General features: G+C 69.6%; 12 protein-coding genes. 11 read left to right on the top strand and 1 reads right to left on the bottom strand.

Annotation, left to right across the window (positions count from 1 at the left end; all coding sequences use genetic code 11):
* Positions 1-6 precede the first annotated feature (6 nt).
* The 8 genes from B0I32_RS22960 to trxA all read left to right on the top strand — a co-directional run bounded on the left by B0I32_RS22960 (position 7) and on the right by trxA (position 8,985).
* Positions 7-531, top strand: coding sequence for an aminoacyl-tRNA deacylase (locus B0I32_RS22960; protein WP_106242852.1), 525 nt, complete (start codon positions 7-9; stop codon positions 529-531).
* Positions 532-581: 50 nt separating this feature from the next.
* Positions 582-2,708, top strand: a complete 2,127-nt coding sequence (locus B0I32_RS22955; RefSeq protein ID WP_106242850.1) for a DUF6049 family protein — start codon at positions 582-584, stop codon at positions 2,706-2,708.
* The gene (murJ, locus tag B0I32_RS22950) at positions 2,705-4,309 is read left to right on the top strand and encodes a murein biosynthesis integral membrane protein MurJ (protein WP_245955977.1); all 1,605 of its coding nucleotides are present in this window, start codon (positions 2,705-2,707) and stop codon (positions 4,307-4,309) included. The genes B0I32_RS22955 and murJ overlap by 4 nt, the downstream gene beginning before the upstream one ends.
* A 166-nt stretch (positions 4,310-4,475) precedes the next feature.
* Positions 4,476-5,996: a protein kinase family protein gene (locus B0I32_RS22945; RefSeq protein ID WP_106242846.1), complete on the top strand. Its 1,521-nt coding sequence runs from the start codon at positions 4,476-4,478 to the stop codon at positions 5,994-5,996.
* 15 nt (positions 5,997-6,011) lie between these two features.
* The gene (gene sigM / locus B0I32_RS22940; RefSeq protein WP_106242843.1) at positions 6,012-6,647 is read left to right on the top strand and encodes an RNA polymerase sigma factor SigM; all 636 of its coding nucleotides are present in this window, start codon (positions 6,012-6,014) and stop codon (positions 6,645-6,647) included.
* Positions 6,637-7,578, top strand: coding sequence for an anti-sigma factor (locus tag B0I32_RS22935; RefSeq protein ID WP_106242840.1), 942 nt, complete (start codon positions 6,637-6,639; stop codon positions 7,576-7,578). The genes sigM and B0I32_RS22935 overlap by 11 nt, the downstream gene beginning before the upstream one ends.
* Positions 7,579-7,725: 147 nt before the next feature.
* Positions 7,726-8,658, top strand: coding sequence for a thioredoxin-disulfide reductase (gene trxB / locus B0I32_RS22930; protein WP_106242837.1), 933 nt, complete (start codon positions 7,726-7,728; stop codon positions 8,656-8,658).
* 12 nt (positions 8,659-8,670) lie between these two features.
* A complete protein-coding gene (gene trxA / locus B0I32_RS22925) occupies positions 8,671-8,985 on the top strand; it encodes a thioredoxin (protein ID WP_106242835.1) in 315 nt (104 codons plus the stop codon).
* Between the two features lie 180 nt (positions 8,986-9,165).
* On the opposite strand, the gene B0I32_RS22920 is transcribed toward trxA, so the two are convergent.
* Positions 9,166-9,693, bottom strand: a complete 528-nt coding sequence (locus B0I32_RS22920; protein WP_245955976.1) for a GNAT family N-acetyltransferase — start codon at positions 9,691-9,693, stop codon at positions 9,166-9,168.
* A 358-nt stretch (positions 9,694-10,051) separates the two neighbouring features.
* On the opposite strand from B0I32_RS22920, the gene B0I32_RS22915 reads away from it, so the two are divergent.
* The 3 genes from B0I32_RS22915 (at position 10,052) to B0I32_RS22905 (ending at position 14,359) form a co-directional block, all read left to right on the top strand.
* Entirely contained in the window at positions 10,052-11,284 is a 1,233-nt protein-coding gene (locus B0I32_RS22915) for an aminotransferase-like domain-containing protein (RefSeq protein WP_245956003.1), read from the top strand.
* 232 nt (positions 11,285-11,516) lie between these two features.
* Positions 11,517-12,467: a D-alanine--D-alanine ligase family protein gene (locus B0I32_RS22910; protein ID WP_106242828.1), complete on the top strand. Its 951-nt coding sequence runs from the start codon at positions 11,517-11,519 to the stop codon at positions 12,465-12,467.
* 845 nt (positions 12,468-13,312) lie between these two features.
* Positions 13,313-14,359, top strand: coding sequence for a threonine aldolase family protein (locus tag B0I32_RS22905; RefSeq protein WP_106242825.1), 1,047 nt, complete (start codon positions 13,313-13,315; stop codon positions 14,357-14,359).
* The last annotated feature ends 2,722 nt before the right edge of the window (positions 14,360-17,081 follow it).

Below are 17,081 nucleotides of genomic sequence, written 5' to 3'. Positions count from 1 at the left end.
GACTATATGAAGGACGCCCTCGCGATCCACCGCTGGCTCCTCGCACACCAGGTCCATCATGAGATCGTACGCCTTCCGCGTCCCATGACATGCGCGGAAGAGCTGCCGGAGGCGGTCTCCGCGGCGCCCGGGCGGTGCCTCACGGTCACGGTGCTCGAAGTGACGACCAGGGTCGGCAGCGAGGTCGTCATCGGGGTCACCTCGCCCGTCTCCGCACCCGCGCGGCCCGGAGTCGTCGGCGCGCTGCTCGGCGCCCGCCAGGTCCGTCCCGCACCCGCCCGCGTGGTCAACGCGGCCACCGACTACGCCGACGGGCTCGTCTGCCCGCTGCTGCTGCCGGAGTCGCTGCCCATGTTCATCGACGACCGGCTCGTCCTCGACGACGAACCCCTCTTCACCGCCACCGGCGAGCGGCACACCGCCCTCTCTCTTCGTGCGCTCGACCTGCTGACCGTCCTGCCAGGCAAGATGGTCGACCTACGTGGCCCACGCCCGCGAGGATCACGTGTGGCGGTCGCACGACGGCACTGAGCCCGTACCATTGCGGGCGTGCGTCGTCGTAGTCCAGGCCGGGCATTCGCGTGATCCGTAAGGCCACGCTGCTCGCCGCGTTGTCAGCCGCGCTGCTCGCCCCCCTGGTGGCGGTGGCGCCGGGCGCGGCTGCCACGAAGACGAGCGTCTCCTCCGCATCGGCCGCGGCGCGGCAGGAACTCTCCGTGTCGATCACGTCGATCACGCCGGACGTGCCGAAGAACGTGACCGATGTGATCAAGATCACCGGTACGGTCCGCAACGGCACCGGCGCCCCCATGTCCGGCCTCCAGGTACGGCTGCGCTACGACGCCCAGAAGGTCACCGACCGCGCCGCCATGGCCGCCTATCTGAGCGACCAGAACAACCAGACGCTGCCGTTCAACGTGTCCACGCGTAACTCGTTCATGGACATCCCGCCGCTCGCCGCGGGCGCCTCGCAGCGCTGGGAGATCACCGCCACGCCCGTGCAGCTCGGCCTGCGGGAGTTCGGCGTCTACCGGATCGCCGTCGATGTCGCCCAGTACCGCGTGCCGATCACGGCGGAGCGCACCATGCTCACGTACGCGCCGGTCACGCCGCAGCGTCCCCCGCGCAACAAGCTCGCCATCGCGCTGCCCGTCATCGACCAGCCCCACCGCGCCACCGACGACAACCTGTTCATCGACGACAAGCTCAGCCAGTCGATCGCCGGCAAGGGCCGCCTGGCCGACCTGCTGCAGATCGCGCAGTCCGCACCCACCAGCGTCACCTGGGTGATCGACCCGGCGCTGCTCAACGACCTCAACGCGATGACCAAGGGCTACAAGGTCAGGACGAAGGACGGCGAGCAGTCCCAGCCGGCCAGCACCCAGGCCGGGCAGTGGCTGACGGGCATGCGCACCGCGCTGGCCTCCTCGCCCGTGGCCGCGATCCCCTACGCCGACCCCGACGTGGCCGCGCTGGCGCACCAGGGGCTCGACTCGCAGACCAAGCGGGCCATCGAGCTGGGTGGGCAGAGCGCCAAGGCGCTGCTCAGCCGCAACGCGAAGACCAACGTCAACTGGCCGGCGGCGGGCGTGCTCGACCCCGACGCGCTCGACCTGCTCGCGATCAGCGGCGTCAACACCGTGCTGCTCAACTCCACCAACCTGCCGCCGCAGCCGCCCGTCACCACCACCCCCGACGCTGCCGCGACGCTCGACTCGGTCAACGGCCCCGTCACGGCGCTGGTCGCCGACGCCGAGCTGAGCAAGCTGTTCGAGCCGGCCTCCGGCACGTCGGTGCTGCTCAGCACGCAGCGCTTCATCGCCGAGACCGCGATGGTCGCCGGCGAGCCGGGGCAGGTCCTGCCGCGGTCGCTGGTCGTCGCCCCCTCGCGGCGCTGGTCCCCCAACCCCGCGCTGGTCACCGCGCTGATCAAGACGGCCGGCCGGCTGCCGTGGCTGCAGCTGGCCCCCCTGGAGTCGCTCAAGCCGGGTAAGGCGTCCGTGCCGCGGGCCGGCCTGACCTACACCGAGCAGGACCGCAAGGAGGAGCTGAGCAGGAAATACCTGGCCCCGGTCGCGGACGCCTGGTCGAAGGCCCAGCTCACCTCGCTGATCACGGCCGAGAAGACGCAGTCGCGCTTCGACGCGGCGGTGCTGCGGCTCACCTCGTCGGCCTGGCGCAACAGCACCCGCGCCGGCCGGGCGGCCACCAAGCTGGTCAGCGCGGTGGTGGACGCCCAGACGAACAAGATCCAGATCACCGGCTCCGGTCCCGACCGGCCGCGTACGCTGGCCGGCAGCAACGGCGTCGTGCCCATCAGCGTGAAGAACTCGCTGTCCACTCCCGTCGAGCTGCTCGTCGAGGTCAAGTCCAACAACCCCGAGCTGCTGCTGATCAACGCCGACCGGCCGGTCTGGTCGCTGCCGATCGGCGGGGGCCAGATCGGCACGATCCAGGTCCCGATGAGCGCCGCCCCCGACACCAGCGGCGACGCCACCGTGACCGTGCAGCTGCGGACCGCCGACGGCCAGGCGTACAGCAAACCGCAGCGCCTGACCATCCGCACCACCGGCTACACCGGGATCGCCCTGGTGATCGTGGGTGCGGCGCTGACCGTGATGCTCGCGGCCGTGGTGACCCGGCTGCTGCGCCGCCGGTCCCAGCGTAGACTCGCGCGGGCCAAGACCCGGGAGAGTGAATCCGTATGAGCCGCATGCTTCGGGCCAGCGCCATCATGGCGGCGGGCACCATGGTGTCCAGGGTCACGGGGTTCGTGCGGACGATGGTGCTCGCCTACGCCATCGGCACGGCGGCCCTGGGCGACGCCTACAACGCGGCGTACGCGATCCCGTACAGCATCCTCGACCTGCTGCTGCTCGGCGTGCTGAGCAGCGTCGTGGTGCCGATGATCGTCCGGGCCCAGCAGAGCGACGAGGACGGCGGGCGGGCCTACGAGCAGCGGCTGCTGACGATCTCCACGGTCGCGCTGATCGTGGTCGCGGTGGCGGCCGTGCTGGCCGCGCCACTGCTGATCGACCTCTACACCGACTGGGACCCGGGCAGCAGGCGCTTCGAGGTCGCGGTCACGCTGGCCCGCTTCATCCTGCCGCAGCTCGCCTTCTTCGGCGTCGGCGCGGTGGCCGGGGCCATCCTCAACACGCGTGACCGCTACGGCGCCCCCATGTGGGCCCCGGTGGTCAACAACCTCGTCGTCATCGTGGTGTTCGTGCTCTACGCCGTGGTCGGCACCGGCGGCGACATCGACAAGGTCACCGACACCGACCTCGCGCTCCTCGGCCTCGGCACCACGGCGGGCATCGTGGGGCAGGCCGTGGTGCTCATCGTGGCGCTGCGGCGGGCCGGGTTCTCCTTCGTGCCCCGCTTCGACCTGCGAAACGCCCGGCTCGGCGAGATGGGCAGGGCGGGCGTGTGGACGATCGGCTACGTGGTGGTCACCCAGCTCGGCTTCATGCTGACGACCAACCTGGCCAGCTCGGCGGGCAACGTGGTCGCCGGTCACGGCATCAGCCCGTACACGCTGGCGTTCCAGCTTTTCCAGCTCCCGTACGGCGTCATCGGCGTCTCGGTGATCACGGCCATGCTGCCGCGGATGAGCCGGGCGGTGGCCGACGGGCGCTTCGCCGACGTGCGGGAGGAGTTCGGCTCCAGCGTGCGGCTCGTCTGCTCGCTGATGGTGCCGGTGTCGCTGCTGCTCATGGTGCTCGGCCCGGCGATCACCGTGCCCATCTACGGCCACGGCGCCAACAGCGTCGCCGACGCCGTCTACATCGGCAACGTGCTGCAGGTCTACGGGCTGGCGCTGGTGCCGTTCGCGGTGTTCCAGCTGCTGCTGCGCGTCTTCTACAGCTTCGGTGACACACGCACGCCGGTGTTCATCGGGGCGGGCACGACGGTGGTCAACGCGCTGCTCATGGTGCTGTTCTTCGTGCTGCTGCCGGCCCAGTACGCGGTGATGGGGCTGGCTCTGGCGTACGCGATCGCGTACGGGCTGGGCGCGGTCCTGGCCTGGATGCTGGCCTCACGCCGGGTGCGGGGCCTGGGCGGCTGGGCCGTCGGCATGGCGATGACCAGGATGTATCTGGCCGCCATCCCCACGGCCGTGCTGGCGCTGGCCTCGGTCTGGCTGTTCACCACGGTCTTCGGCGGGCTCGACTTCCTCAACTCGGTGATCGTGCTGGCGATCGGCGGCGGGCTCGGGATACTGCTGTATCTCGGCGTTGCCCACAGAATGCGCATTCCCGAGGTCAACTCGATCGTTGGGATGGTCGCGAGGCGGGTAGGTCGGTAAAGAACGCGGGCGGAATCTTCTCGGCACTACCATGGAGCCCGACACGCGCGAATGGAAGCAGGAGGGGCGTGGGCGGATCCATCCGACATAACGTGCCTTCGTGGGACACCACCACGCAGGCGCGTCCAATAATGAGCACGCCCGATCGGCCCAGCGGAGTGAGCCAGTGAGCAGCACGTCGGCCGTCGAACCCGGCACTCGTCTAGCCGAGCGATTCAGGCTCGAGGACCGCGTCAGCGAGTCCGAAGGCGCCACGTTGTGGAAGGCCATCGACGAGATCCTCGCCCGGCCCGTGGCCGTGCACACTTTCGACTCCTCTTTCCCCCGTGTCCACGAGGTCGTCACCGCCGCGCGCGCGGCGAGCAGGCTGACCGACCCCCGCCTGACCCAGGTGTTCGACGCCGCCGAGGACGAGAAGGCCTCCTACGTCGTCAGCGAGTGGGTCACCGGTGAGACCCTGACCGACCTGCTGGCCTCGGGGCCGCTGGAGCCCGACCGTGCGGCCGGGCTGGTCGCCGAGGCCGCCGAGGCGCTCGCGCACGCCCACGAGGCGCAGCTCTTCCATCTGTGCCTGCAGCCCTCCCATCTGGTGTGGACGACCGGCAACACGGTCAAGGTGCTCGGCGTGGCCGTCGACGCGGCCATGTACGGCCTGACCACCGACCAGCCGGCGCTCGACGACGCCGAGGGGCTGGGCCGGCTGCTGTACGCCGGGCTGACCGGCCACTGGCCGGGCGACGAGGAAGAGGGCGGCCTGCCCGCGGCCCCCATGATCGACGGCCACTTCTGCACGCCCCGCCAGGTCACCGCCGGCGTGCCCGGCTACCTCGACGCCGTCACCGTGCGCGCCTGCCTGCCCGAGTCACGCCGGGGCCAGAGCCCGCTGACCACCCCGTCCGAGGTGGCCGAGGCGCTGGCCGACGTGGCCAGGCCGATGCCGATCCCCATCTCCTACCCCTCGACGCCCGCCGTGGCCTCGGCCTCCCACACCGAGGGCCTCGACATCGCCCACCGGCACAAGGCCTCCACTCCCCCGCCGCTGCCTCCCGCGCCACCGCGCCGGCCCTCCAACGGCGGCGGCAGCACGCTCAACCGGGTGCTGATGACGCTGGTGGTGCTGCTGGTCATCGCCGCGGTCGGTGTCGGCGCCTGGACGATCGGCCGCAGCCTGGGCAGCCCGACCACGCCGGGGACGGCCAGCGCCGAGCCCACGGCCTCCGCGTCCCCCTCGGCCGCCGCCGAGACCGTCAAGCCGGACAAGGCGCGCGGCTTCGACCCGCTGGGCGACGGCGACGAGAAGCCCGACCTGGCGAAGCTGGCCATCGACGGCAAGCCCAGCACCTTGTGGAAGACCGAGACCTACACCAGCGCCGACCTGGGCCGCCTCAAGGACGGCGTGGGCCTGCTGCTCGACATGGGCAAGTCCGTGCAGATCAGCGACGTGGTCGCTACGCTGTCGGATGCGCCGGGCGCGAACGTCGAGCTCAAGGTGGGCGACTCAGCCGATCTCGACTCGTTGAAGACCGTGGCGACCAAGAAGAACGCCGCAGGTAAAACCACCCTTACCCCTGACCAGGCAGCAAGCGGTCAGTACGTTTTGATCTGGTTTACGCGTGTTCCGACGGATGCAGGCACTTTTCATGGCACCATCTATGAGGTAGTGGTGCACTCTCCCGGATCGGCATAATCAGGAAACTCTCTTGTGAACTCCCCACCCGAGACACCCTCAGCAGCGGAGCGGCCGGCGGTCACAGACGCCGAGCTGCTGACCGCGCACATCCATGGGGATCCACACGCCTTCAGCGAAATCGTCAAAAGACACCGCGACCGCATGTGGGCGGTCGCCCTGCGTACGCTCGGTGACCCCGACGAGGCCGCCGACGCCGTGCAGGACGCCTTCGTCTCCGCATATCGCAAGGCCGCCACGTTCCGTGGCGAGGCGGCCGTCACCACCTGGCTGCACCGGATCGTGGTCAACGCCTGCCTCGACCGGATGCGCCGCAAGTCCGTCAGACCGGTCGCCGACGACGAGCTCATCGAGGCCGCGGAGCGCGAGACCCCGCTGCCCGACCAGACCGTCGAGCGCGAGGTCTCGATGGAGGTTTCGGCCGCGCTCAAACTGCTGCCCAACGACCAGCGCGCAGCGTTGGTGCTGGTGGACATGATGGGCTATTCGGTCGAAGACGCAGCTCAGGTGCTCCAGGTGCCGAGCGGCACGGTGAAGAGCAGGTGTGCCCGAGGACGCGCGAAACTTGCCCCAATTCTTTCGCATCTGCGGAACCGATCGGAACTCAATCGCGTCTCATCCGCGAAGGGAGCAGAACTTCGTGACGGGTGATACGCACTACGATCTTGAGATCCTCGCCGAACTGGCCGAGGACCTCTTGGACGTCGGCACGGCGCGCCAGGTCCGCGGGCATCTCGCGGTCTGCGACCCCTGTGGGGAGCTACTGGCCGACCTGGCGGCGGTTCGCGAGGTGCTGGCGGCGACCCCCACTCCGGCCATGCCGATGGGTGTCGCACTGCGCATCGACAAAGCCCTGGCCGCCGAGGCGGACTCCAGGCGCGGCGGAGGTGTCGGCCTGGCGGAAGCACCGGACTGGGACGAGCTCATGCGGGACTCCCCGTGGGAGCGGCAGGCCGAGACGCCACAGCCCGCGCCTCCAGGCGTGACGGGCGTCGATGAGGTCCCCCAGCCGGTCCGGCTCGGCGTGGTCTCCGACGACGGCGACATCGTCCCGGCCAGGAGCCGGACGATCCGGCGGCGCCGATGGGCGATGCCCGCGGTCGCGGCGGCGGCGGCGGCGGCCGTCGTGGTCGGCACGGCCGTGGCCTCCACCAACCTGCTGGCCGCGGGAGGAGGCGGCGGAGGCGGCGCGGCACCGGTCGCCCTGCCCCCGCAGACCCAGTCGCAGCCGTCGACGCCCCAGCAGCCGACGAGAGACGCGGTGAGAGCCAAGTCCTACGCGCTGACCGACAGCAACCACAACTACAGCGACCCCGAACTGCGGATGTCCCTGCAGAGCTTCCTGGGTCCGGCTCCCATCATCGGCAGCCCGTCCAGCGCTGACGAGGTCGCCAAGTGCGTCACCACCGTGTCGCGGCGGGCCAAGCTCGACGTGTTCGCGGTGGACCAGGGCCAGTACAACGGCCAGGAGGCGCTCATCGTGGCCTCGTGGAAGCAGCGGGCCGCCAAGAAGGTCCGCATCGACGTCGTCGATCCGTTCAGCTGCAAGAACCTGCGCAAGCCCTCCCTGGGCCGCTGGTAGGCAAAGCTGCACGTCAGAGCCCGCTTCGGCGGGCTCTTTCGTTTTGTCTCGGCCGTGTCATGGCGTTGCCCGGTAGGGGCGGGAATCTCGGCGGCCTAGGATCTGTTGACGCCGGTGGCAACAGCAGACGAGGAAGGCGTGGGAGCGTTGAGCGACGTTCGTAACGTGATCATTATCGGATCCGGCCCAGCAGGCTATACCGCGGCCGTCTACTCCGCGCGCGCCGAACTCAAGCCGTTGATCTTCGAGGGTTCCGTCACCGCCGGTGGTGCGCTGATGAACACCACCGACGTGGAGAACTTCCCCGGGTTCCCCGACGGCATCATGGGCCCCGACCTGATGGACAACCTGCGCAAGCAGGCCGAGCGGTTCGGCGCCGAGCTGGTCGCGGACGACGTCGTCGAGGTCGACCTGGAGGCCAACCCCAAGGTCGTCAAGACCCACACCGAGACCTACTACGCCAAGTCGGTCATCCTGGCCATGGGCTCCGGCTATCGCGAACTCGGCCTGGAGAACGAGAAGCGGCTGTCCGGGCACGGCGTGTCCTGGTGCGCGACCTGTGACGGGTTCTTCTTCCGCAACAAGGACATCGTGGTCGTGGGCGGCGGCGACACCGCGATGGAGGAGGCCACGTTCCTGACCAGGTTCGGGCGCATGGTGACGGTGGTGCACCGCCGTGACTCGCTGCGGGCCAGCAAGATCATGCAGGATCGGGCCCTGGCCAACGACAAGATCCGCTTCGTCTGGGACTCCGAGGTCGTCGACGTGCTCGGCGATACCAAGGTCGAGGCCGTGAAGCTGCGCAACGTCAAGACCGGCGAGGAGTGCGAGCTGGCCACAGACGCGATGTTCCTGGCCATCGGCCACGATCCGCGCACCGAGCTGGTCAAGGGCCAGATCGACCTCGACGAGGACGGCTACATCAAGGTCGCCTCGCCGACCACCGCGACCAACATCGACGGCGTCTTCGCCGCAGGTGACGTGGTGGACCACACCTACCGCCAGGCCATCACCGCGGCCGGCACCGGCTGTGCGGCCTCGCTCGACTCCGAGCGCTGGCTCGCGAACCACGAGAAGTAAAGGAGCGTCACCGTGAAGGCTGTCACCGACGCCACATTCCAGTCCGAGGTCCTCAAGAGCGACAAGCCCGTCCTGGTCGACTTCTGGGCCGAGTGGTGCGGCCCGTGCCGTCAGGTCGCGCCCATCCTTCAGGAGATCGAGAAGGAGCACGGCGACAAGCTGGAGATCGTCAAGCTGAACATCGACGAGAATCCTGAGGTTCCGCGCAAGTACGGTGTGCTCCAGATCCCCACGATGAACGTCTACAAGAATGGCGAGGTCGTGAAGCAGATCATCGGCGCCAAGCCGAAGGCCATGCTGCTTCGCGAGCTCGAGGGCATCATCTAGCACGCCCCCTGCGGGGGCTCGCCCGGTCTCGGGGCGTGCTCGGCCCGCCGAAAGCCCCTCGTTCTGGCTCACGAGGGGCTTTCGCGTGTCCAGGCTCCCTTGGCCCGGCTTGGTACAGGTCTGCGTCGGCCGGCTCTCGTCGGCGCCGCTTGCGTTCGTCTGTGCGGCTCTGAGTCGCTCTCAGACGGGACGTAGCGCCCGTTCCGGGCTCATGGAGCCGAGCAGCCGTTCCAGCGCCACCTCGACGTCCTCACGCCACGAAACGGCGCTCTTCAGTTCCAGTCGGAGCCGCGGAAATCGCAAATGCGGACGAACCGTCTTAAACCCCACAGAAAGCAGATATTCGGCAGGAACTACACAACTAGGTTCTTCCCACTTGAGGTCCCCGAAAGCTTCAATGGCTTTCACCCCGCGCCGCGTCAGGTCCTTGGCCACCCCTTGAATCAGCATCCGGCCCAGCCCGCCACCGGAGAACTCGGGAATGATGTGCGCGGTCATCAGCAGCACGGCGTCGGCGCTGACCGGCGAGGTGGGAAAGGCCACGGAACGCGGCGTGTAGAGCGGCGGGCTGTAGAGCACGAACCCCGCCGGCACCCCGTCGACATAGGCGATCTTCCCGCAACTGCCCCATTCGAGCAGGGTGCCGGAGATCCAGGCCTCCTTCTCCAGCGCAGGATCGCCTGAATCGACCGCCCGCTCCCCGCTCATGGGATCGAGCTCCCAGAAGACGCACCTTCGGCAGCGCCGCGGTAGATCTTCCACATTGTCCAGGGTTATGTTGACCAGCCGGCGCGACAACTACGGCCCCTATCCTTGACCCGGAAAAGCGCGCGAAAACCGCGTCTACAGGTGGCATCGTAGCTCAGTGAAGATGCCGCCAGCGGACACCACCACCGGCGAGCCCGGCGACGGGCGACATGTCCGTCTGGCGTAATCTGGTATTTCCGTCCGATATGAACCTAGGAGGTGGGCCGTGACGGAAGAGCGGGATCACGGTCAGACACCCGCGACCCAAGGGTCGCGCATCGACGCCTACGTCGATCGGTATGCCGCGCGAGCTACCGGGATGGTCGCCTCCGAGATCCGAGCTCTCTTCGCCGTCGCGTCCAGGCCCGAGGTGGTCTCGCTCGCCGGCGGCATGCCGTACGTCACGGCGCTCCCCCTCGACATGGTCGGCGAGCTCGTCTCCGAGCTCGTCACCCGGCGCGGCCCCGTCGCGCTGCAGTACGGCTCCGGCCAGGGCGACCCGCATCTGCGTGAGCAGATCTGCGAGGTCATGCGGCTGGAGGGGATCAACGCCGGGGCGAACGACGTGGTCGTCACCGTCGGTTCGCAACAGGCCCTCGACCTGATCACCCGGATCTTCATCGACCCGGGTGACGTGATCCTGGCCGAGGGACCCTCGTACGTGGGAGCCCTGGGGACGTTCGCCGCCTACCAGGCGAAAGTGGTCCATATCGCCATGGACGATCAGGGCATCGTGCCTGAATCGCTGGCGCAGACCATCTACGCGCTGGAGACGGCCGGGGCGCCGATCAAGTTCCTCTACACGATCCCGACCTTCCACAACCCCGGCGGCGTCACGCTCAACATCGCCCGCCGGCAGCAGGTCCTCGACATCTGCCAGCGGGCCGGGATCCTCATCATCGAGGACAACCCGTACGGGCTGCTCGGCTTCGACGGCGATCCCCTGCCGGCGCTGCGGGCCGACAATCCCGACGGCGTGGTCTATCTCGGCTCGTTCTCCAAGACGCTCGCCCCCGGCTTCCGCGTCGGCTGGGCGCTGGCCCCGCACGCCATCCGCGAGAAGCTCGTGCTCGCCATGGAGTCGGCCGTGCTGTCCCACTCCTCGTTCACGCAGCTCGCGGTGGGCGAATACCTGGCCACGCAGCCGTGGCAGGAGCAGATCAAGACGTTCAGGGAGCTCTACCGCGAGCGCCGCGACGCGCTGCTCGACGCGCTCGAAGCGCTGATGCCGCCCGAGGTCACCTGGACCAGGCCTGGGGGCGGCTTCTTCGTCTGGGCCACGCTGCCCGAAGGGCTCGACTCGAAGGCGATCCTGCCCAGGGCCGTGGCCGAGCGGGTGGCGTTCGTACCCGGGACCGGGTTCTTCTCCGACGGCAGCGGGGCGCGGCACATGCGGCTGTCCTACTGCTACCCCGAGCCCGACCGGATCCGTGAGGGGGTGCGGCGGCTGGCCGGGGTGATCGACCAGGAGATGCAGCTGAGAGACACGTTCGGCACGTCGTCCACCCGCGACCACCAAGGCGTCGACACGCCCGGGCCCGACCTGGCCTGACCGCCGCGAGGACTTCTAGGGGGCCGGCGGGCGACGCCGGCCCCCTTTCCGTCTCCTGGCCTCCCGGTGTGGCCGCTCCTGGAGGAGCGGACGTCCTTCCGGGGCACGGGCCGGCGCTCCAGCGGACTTCTGAGGGAGAGGGCACCAGAAGACACCTCCCCGTACACCCTTCACCGCCCACGCCGGTACGGTTGGACAGCGTGCCATCAGCGGCATCAGCAGAGGAGATGTGATGAGCGATCTGGGCCACGTGCTCGTGCTGGCCGGAGGCCTCTCCTATGAGCGGGAGGTGTCTCTGCGCTCGGGTCGCCGGGTCAGCGAGGTGCTGCGCGCGGCGGGCGTCGACGTCGAGGCCCGCGACACCGACGCCTCACTCGTCCCCTCGATCCTGGCCGACCCGCCGGACGCGGTGTTCGTGACCCTGCACGGAGGCGCCGGAGAGGACGGCGCCATCCGTTCCGTGCTGGAGCTGCTCAACGTCCCCTATGTCGGTGCCGATCCCGACGCCTGCCGGGTGGCCTTCGACAAGCCGACCGCCAAGGCCGTCGTCCGCTCCTTCGGCGTACGTACGCCCGAGTCCGTCACGCTGCCGAAGGAGACGTTCCACGACCTCGGCGCCACGGTGGTGCTCGGGCGCATCGTGGAGCGGCTCGGGCTGCCTCTCTTCGTCAAGCCGGCCCGTGGCGGATCCGCGCTGGGCGCCTCCATCGTCCGCACCGCCGAAGAGCTGCCCGCGGCGATGGTCGGCTGCTTCGCCTACGGCGACACGGCGCTGATCGAGCGGTACGTGGAGGGCGTGGAGGTGGCGGTCTCCGTCGTCGACTTCGGCAACGGCCCCGTGGCCCTGCCCGCCGTCGAGATCGTCCCGGACGAAGGCGTCTACGACTACGCGGCCCGCTACACCGCCGGCCACACCGAGTTCTTCGCCCCGGCCCGCCTGTCCGTCCAGGCGGCCACCGCCTGCGCCGAGACGGCGGTCACCGCACACACCGCCCTGGGCCTGCGGGACATCTCCCGTACCGACTTGATCGTGGACGCCGACGGGGTGCCGCACTTCCTGGAGGTCAACGTGGCGCCCGGCATGACGGAGACGTCGCTGCTGCCGATGTCGGCGGAGGCCGCCGGCCAGGACCTCGGTGACCTCTGCCGCACCCTCCTCCAGAACGCCGCCTCCCGCACCTGACCCGACCGCCCGCGAGCAACCCACCGCACAGGCTGCGTCGGAGAACGCGCGGTACGCGGGTGGTCGGCGGGACCGGCTCGGACTCTTCGACGGCGTGCCGTACGCACGCGCACGCTTTCCCGGCGCGGCGGAGAACGATGCCCTCGGCGTACCTGAATGGCAGCGGCGCAAACTCGGTGCTGACCGTCCGCGCACCCTGGGCACGCAGCAGGACGATCCGCTGCGATCGTCCCGGCCGGCTGTGACCGTGCCATCGCTTCCCACTCTGCCGCCCTAGCTATACGGAGTGCGTTCATCCGGGCAGGCGACCGCCGAGCAGAGCCAACCCCAGGCCGAGACGACCAATCCCAGATGCCCGAGCGATGACGTCCGGGTCTGAACAACGGACTCTGACAGCCACCCACTCCGACGTCTGCACCGCCTCCAACACCCACGTCGTCTCCCCCCATTCACCATTCACCCGACGGTGCGACGCCTCCAGCGCCACCCTCGGACGCCTCCACCTCTGGTCGTGCGCCGAAGTCCGCCGGCACGATCGAGCGGGAATGACGCCTGAGCGAGGACAGCCGACCAGTGGCGGCACCGAACTCGAACCGGCAACCTCACTGACCCGCCCAAGCCGAACCGAGCCGCCACCCGAGACGGCCGAGCGAGGGACACCCGAGACGGCAGCACGGGTACCTATCCGGTCCGAACCGAGGTGAGGCGAGATGAGCCGAGACCAATTGAGCAGTGCCGAGCCGAGACCAGACGTCCAGACGAGAGTTGGCTCCGACCGGACAGCACGAGGCTTGGCTCGTAGGGGTGGGCACTGGCAACCTCCGTCCCAGAAGTAGCCTTGCCCTGTGCTGATCGATTCGATGTACCCCAAGAGTTTCGCCAGCGACAACCACGCCGGCGTCCACCCCACCATCCTCGAAGCCATCACCGCGGCGAACCAAGGAGACGCCCCCGCGTACGGCGACGACAGCTGGACGTCGACGTTCGAGGCCAAGGCGAAGGAGACGTTCGGCCCGCAGGCGCAGGGGTTCGCCGTCATCAACGGGGCGGGCGCCAACATGGTCGGCCTCGCCCTCATGCTCGGCCGGTACGACGCCATCCTCTGCGCCGACAGCGCCCACATCGCCACCCACGAAGCGGGGGCGTCGGAGCGGCTGCTCGGGGTGAAGCTCATGACGATCCCGACAGCGGACGGCAAGCTGCGCCCGGCCGACATCGAGTCACGCCTCGGCGGGGTCGGCAACCCCCACGAATCTCAGCCGGCCGTCGTCTCCATCTCTCAGGTCACGGAACTCGGCACCTGCTACTCCCCCGCCGAGATCGCCGCCCTCGCCGAGACGGCCCACGCAAAGGGGCTCCGGCTTCACGTGGACGGCGCCAGACTCGCCAACGCGGCCGCGTACCTCGACTGCGATCTGAAGGCCATCACCACGGACGCCGGAGTGGACGTGTTCAGCTTCGGCGGCACGAAGAACGGCGCCCTGGCTGCGGAGGCCGTCGTGGTCCTCGACCCGTCGCTGGCGGACGGCGTCCCGTTCCTTCGCCGCCAGTCGCTCCAACTCGCCTCGAAGATGCGCTTCATCTCAGCCCAACTGTCGGCGCTCCTCACGGACGAACTCTGGCGCCAGAACGCGGCCCACGCCAACCGCATGGCCGCCCGCCTCGCGGACGGACTGACCGACGTCCCCGGCGTCTCACTGGCCTACCCCGTCGAGGGCAACGCCGTCTTCGCCACGCTTCCGATCGCCGTCGCCGAGACCCTCCGCCAGCGCTACCTGTTCCACTACTGGGACGAGACCGCCGGCACAGTCCGCTGGATGACCGCCTTCGACACCACCCCGGAACAAGTGGACGACTTCCTCGACGACCTTCACAAGGCCGCCTCCGCCTAGCAACACCGGGCCCCGGGAGACGGGAAACCCGAAGCCTCGCGAACTGGATCACCGCAAAAGTCGATCACCACACAGACACATCCAACTACCGCCACCAAGAACACCGACCGGCACCGCAACGGCACGACCTCCACAGCAACATCACCGACAACTCCCCACGCGGGGACGATCTACGCGAGGGCGATCCACGCGGGGACGATCTACGCGAGGGCGATCTACGCGAGGGCGATCCACGCGAGGACGATCTACGCGAGGGCGATCCACGCGTTCACCCCACGCCTTTATCCGCCGCACCCGACCGGCGGACGCAGTCGGTCGGCAGCGGACGGGCATCGAAACGCCTCGGTCAATGTCACCCTTCGACGGCCTGCACGACGCGCGACAGCGCGCAGGCCGAACAATCCGCACCCCAGGCGGCACGTACGCCGAACCCCACGCACGCCGGGCGTCCCACACCCCCGGCGGCGCGTGCACGGCGGACTACCCGCACCAGGCAACCAGCACGTCGGCCGGCCCGCCCACCCGGCGTCACACACGTCCAACGGCAAGCACGCCGGTCGCACACCGAACGCCGCGCATACCGAGCAGCCCACATGCGGCGCGTGCACCCGGCGACAAGCGCACGTTAGCCGGCCCGCCCACCCGGCGACACGCACGTCCAACGGCACCTGCGTCGGACCGCACGCACGCCGAACGGCCCGCACACCTTGCGGCGTCTGTACCCGGCGGCACGCGACGTTGGCCGGCCCGCCCACCCGGCGACACGCACATCGAACGTCGCGCACGCCGGGGCGGCACGCACACCGGGCGGACGCACATCCGGCGGCGCGTGTACATCGGGACGGGGTACACACGGCGGAGAGCGCGTGCGCCGGACAGCACGCACCCGTGGAACGGCACGCACCCCGAGCCGCACGCAAGCCGGACCGCACTCGCACCGGGCCGCAGGCGTCGGGCGACAAGCACGCCGGGCGTACGTGGACGGCGCGCACGCGCGACGTACGTGGACGGCGCGCACGCGGGGCGCGGCACCGGCGTCGGGCGCCACATGGGTCGAACGGCGCGCCCGCGAGGCGGCACGTCCGTCGAACGACCTGAACGCTGGGCGGCGTATGCGTTGGACGGCACGCGCTGACGCTGATCCTCACGCTCGCCCCCGCTTGCCCCGCTCCCCCACGCTCTTGCGTTTCACGTGAAACACGCCCGCATGGTCGACTCGATGGCTCCTCCGCCGCACGTGTTTCACGTGAAACCAGCGACGAGAAAGCCCTTTCCACCCAGGCGAGAAGACTCACCTGAGCCCCCTGCTGCTCATCCCGGACGCGAGAATGCAAGGCGGAACCTCGTTGAGTCGAGCTGACCGCACCACCCCTCAGTCACCCCAGACAGCTCGGATCAACTCAGCAAGCCCACCCGAAAGGCGCTGCGATCGAAGGACAGGAAGCAACCCACCCCCACAGCCGCGATCGCCGCAAGGCGAAGCCCGAGAAGCGGCGGCCGAGAAGCAGGAAAGTTCGGGAGCCGGAGATGGGTGGCGGCAGAGAAGCCGGGAAGCTCGCCTGCTCAACCACACGCGCTCGGCGATGGACGTCCCGTACGCGGGTACCGCGACAGCGGACGGCGGAAAGCCACCAGAAGCGCGGCGAAAACAGCGTTGCCCTCAACGGATAAGCGGGAGACGGCGGACGCGGAGACAGGTTGCCGGCTCCGGCGATACGTGGCGACGGACCCGGACAGCGAAGACGGTGGACGGGGGTAGGGCCGAAGAGGCGTGGCAGCGGAGACGGGTCGCGAGGAGCTGGCGGACAGACGGAGGCGGCGAAGGCGGAGGAGGTAGGGAGGTCGCCACTCAGAAGCGCGGCGCAGCCGACCTTGCCTTCAACGGGGGAATTGGGGGTGGACCGGCGGACGTCGAGCAGCGGTGAGAGCGGCAGGTTTCGACGTCGGAAGATGGGTGGCGGCAGCGGGAAGCCGGAAGCGCCTCCTCCTATAACCACACGCACTCGGTGATGGTGCTGCCGGTACATGGTGCCGGGACAGCGGGCATCGGAAGGCCACCAGAAGCGCGGCGAAGACGGCGTTGCTCCCAACCAGTAAGCGGGAAGACGGCGGACGCCGGACGCCGGACGCCGGACGCCGGACGCCGGACGCCGGACGCCGGACGCCGGACGCCGGACGCCGGACGCCGGACGCCGGAAACGACGGACACTAGACGACGGAAGGTTGCGGGGACCGGAGGCGCGCGTAGCGACGGGCGCAGAGACGCGTGGCGGGAGGCGCGTGGCGGGAGGCGCGTGGCGGGAGGCGCGTGGCGACGGACGCGAAGACCGCGGAAGGTTGCGGGGTCTGGAGGCGTGTAGCGACGGACGCGGTGACTGATTGCGAGGGTCCGGCGATACGTGGCGACGGACCGGACGGCAGAGACGGTCCACGGGTGGTGGGAACCAGAAGGGGCGTGGCGACGGATGAGGAGACGGGTCGCGAGGAAGCTGGCGACGTGTGGCGACGGGCCCGGATGGCGGAGACACGGACGGGTGGTGGGGTCCGAAGGCGCGTCGCGACGGAGCGGAGACGGGTTGCGAGGAGCTGGCGACAGGCGGAGGCGGTCGATGGCGGGAGGCGATGGGCGGCGAAGGGCGGCGAAGGCGGAGGACGGCGAAGGCGGAGGACGGCGAAGGCGGAGGACGGCGAAGGCGGAGGACGGCGAAGGCGGAGGACGGCG

The sequence above is a fragment of the Nonomuraea fuscirosea genome (assembly GCF_003001935.1).
Lineage (GTDB): Bacteria > Actinomycetota > Actinomycetes > Streptosporangiales > Streptosporangiaceae > Nonomuraea > Nonomuraea fuscirosea.
The sequence above is the reverse complement of the archived record's forward strand: the minus strand, read 5'-3'. Positions and strand labels throughout refer to the sequence as shown.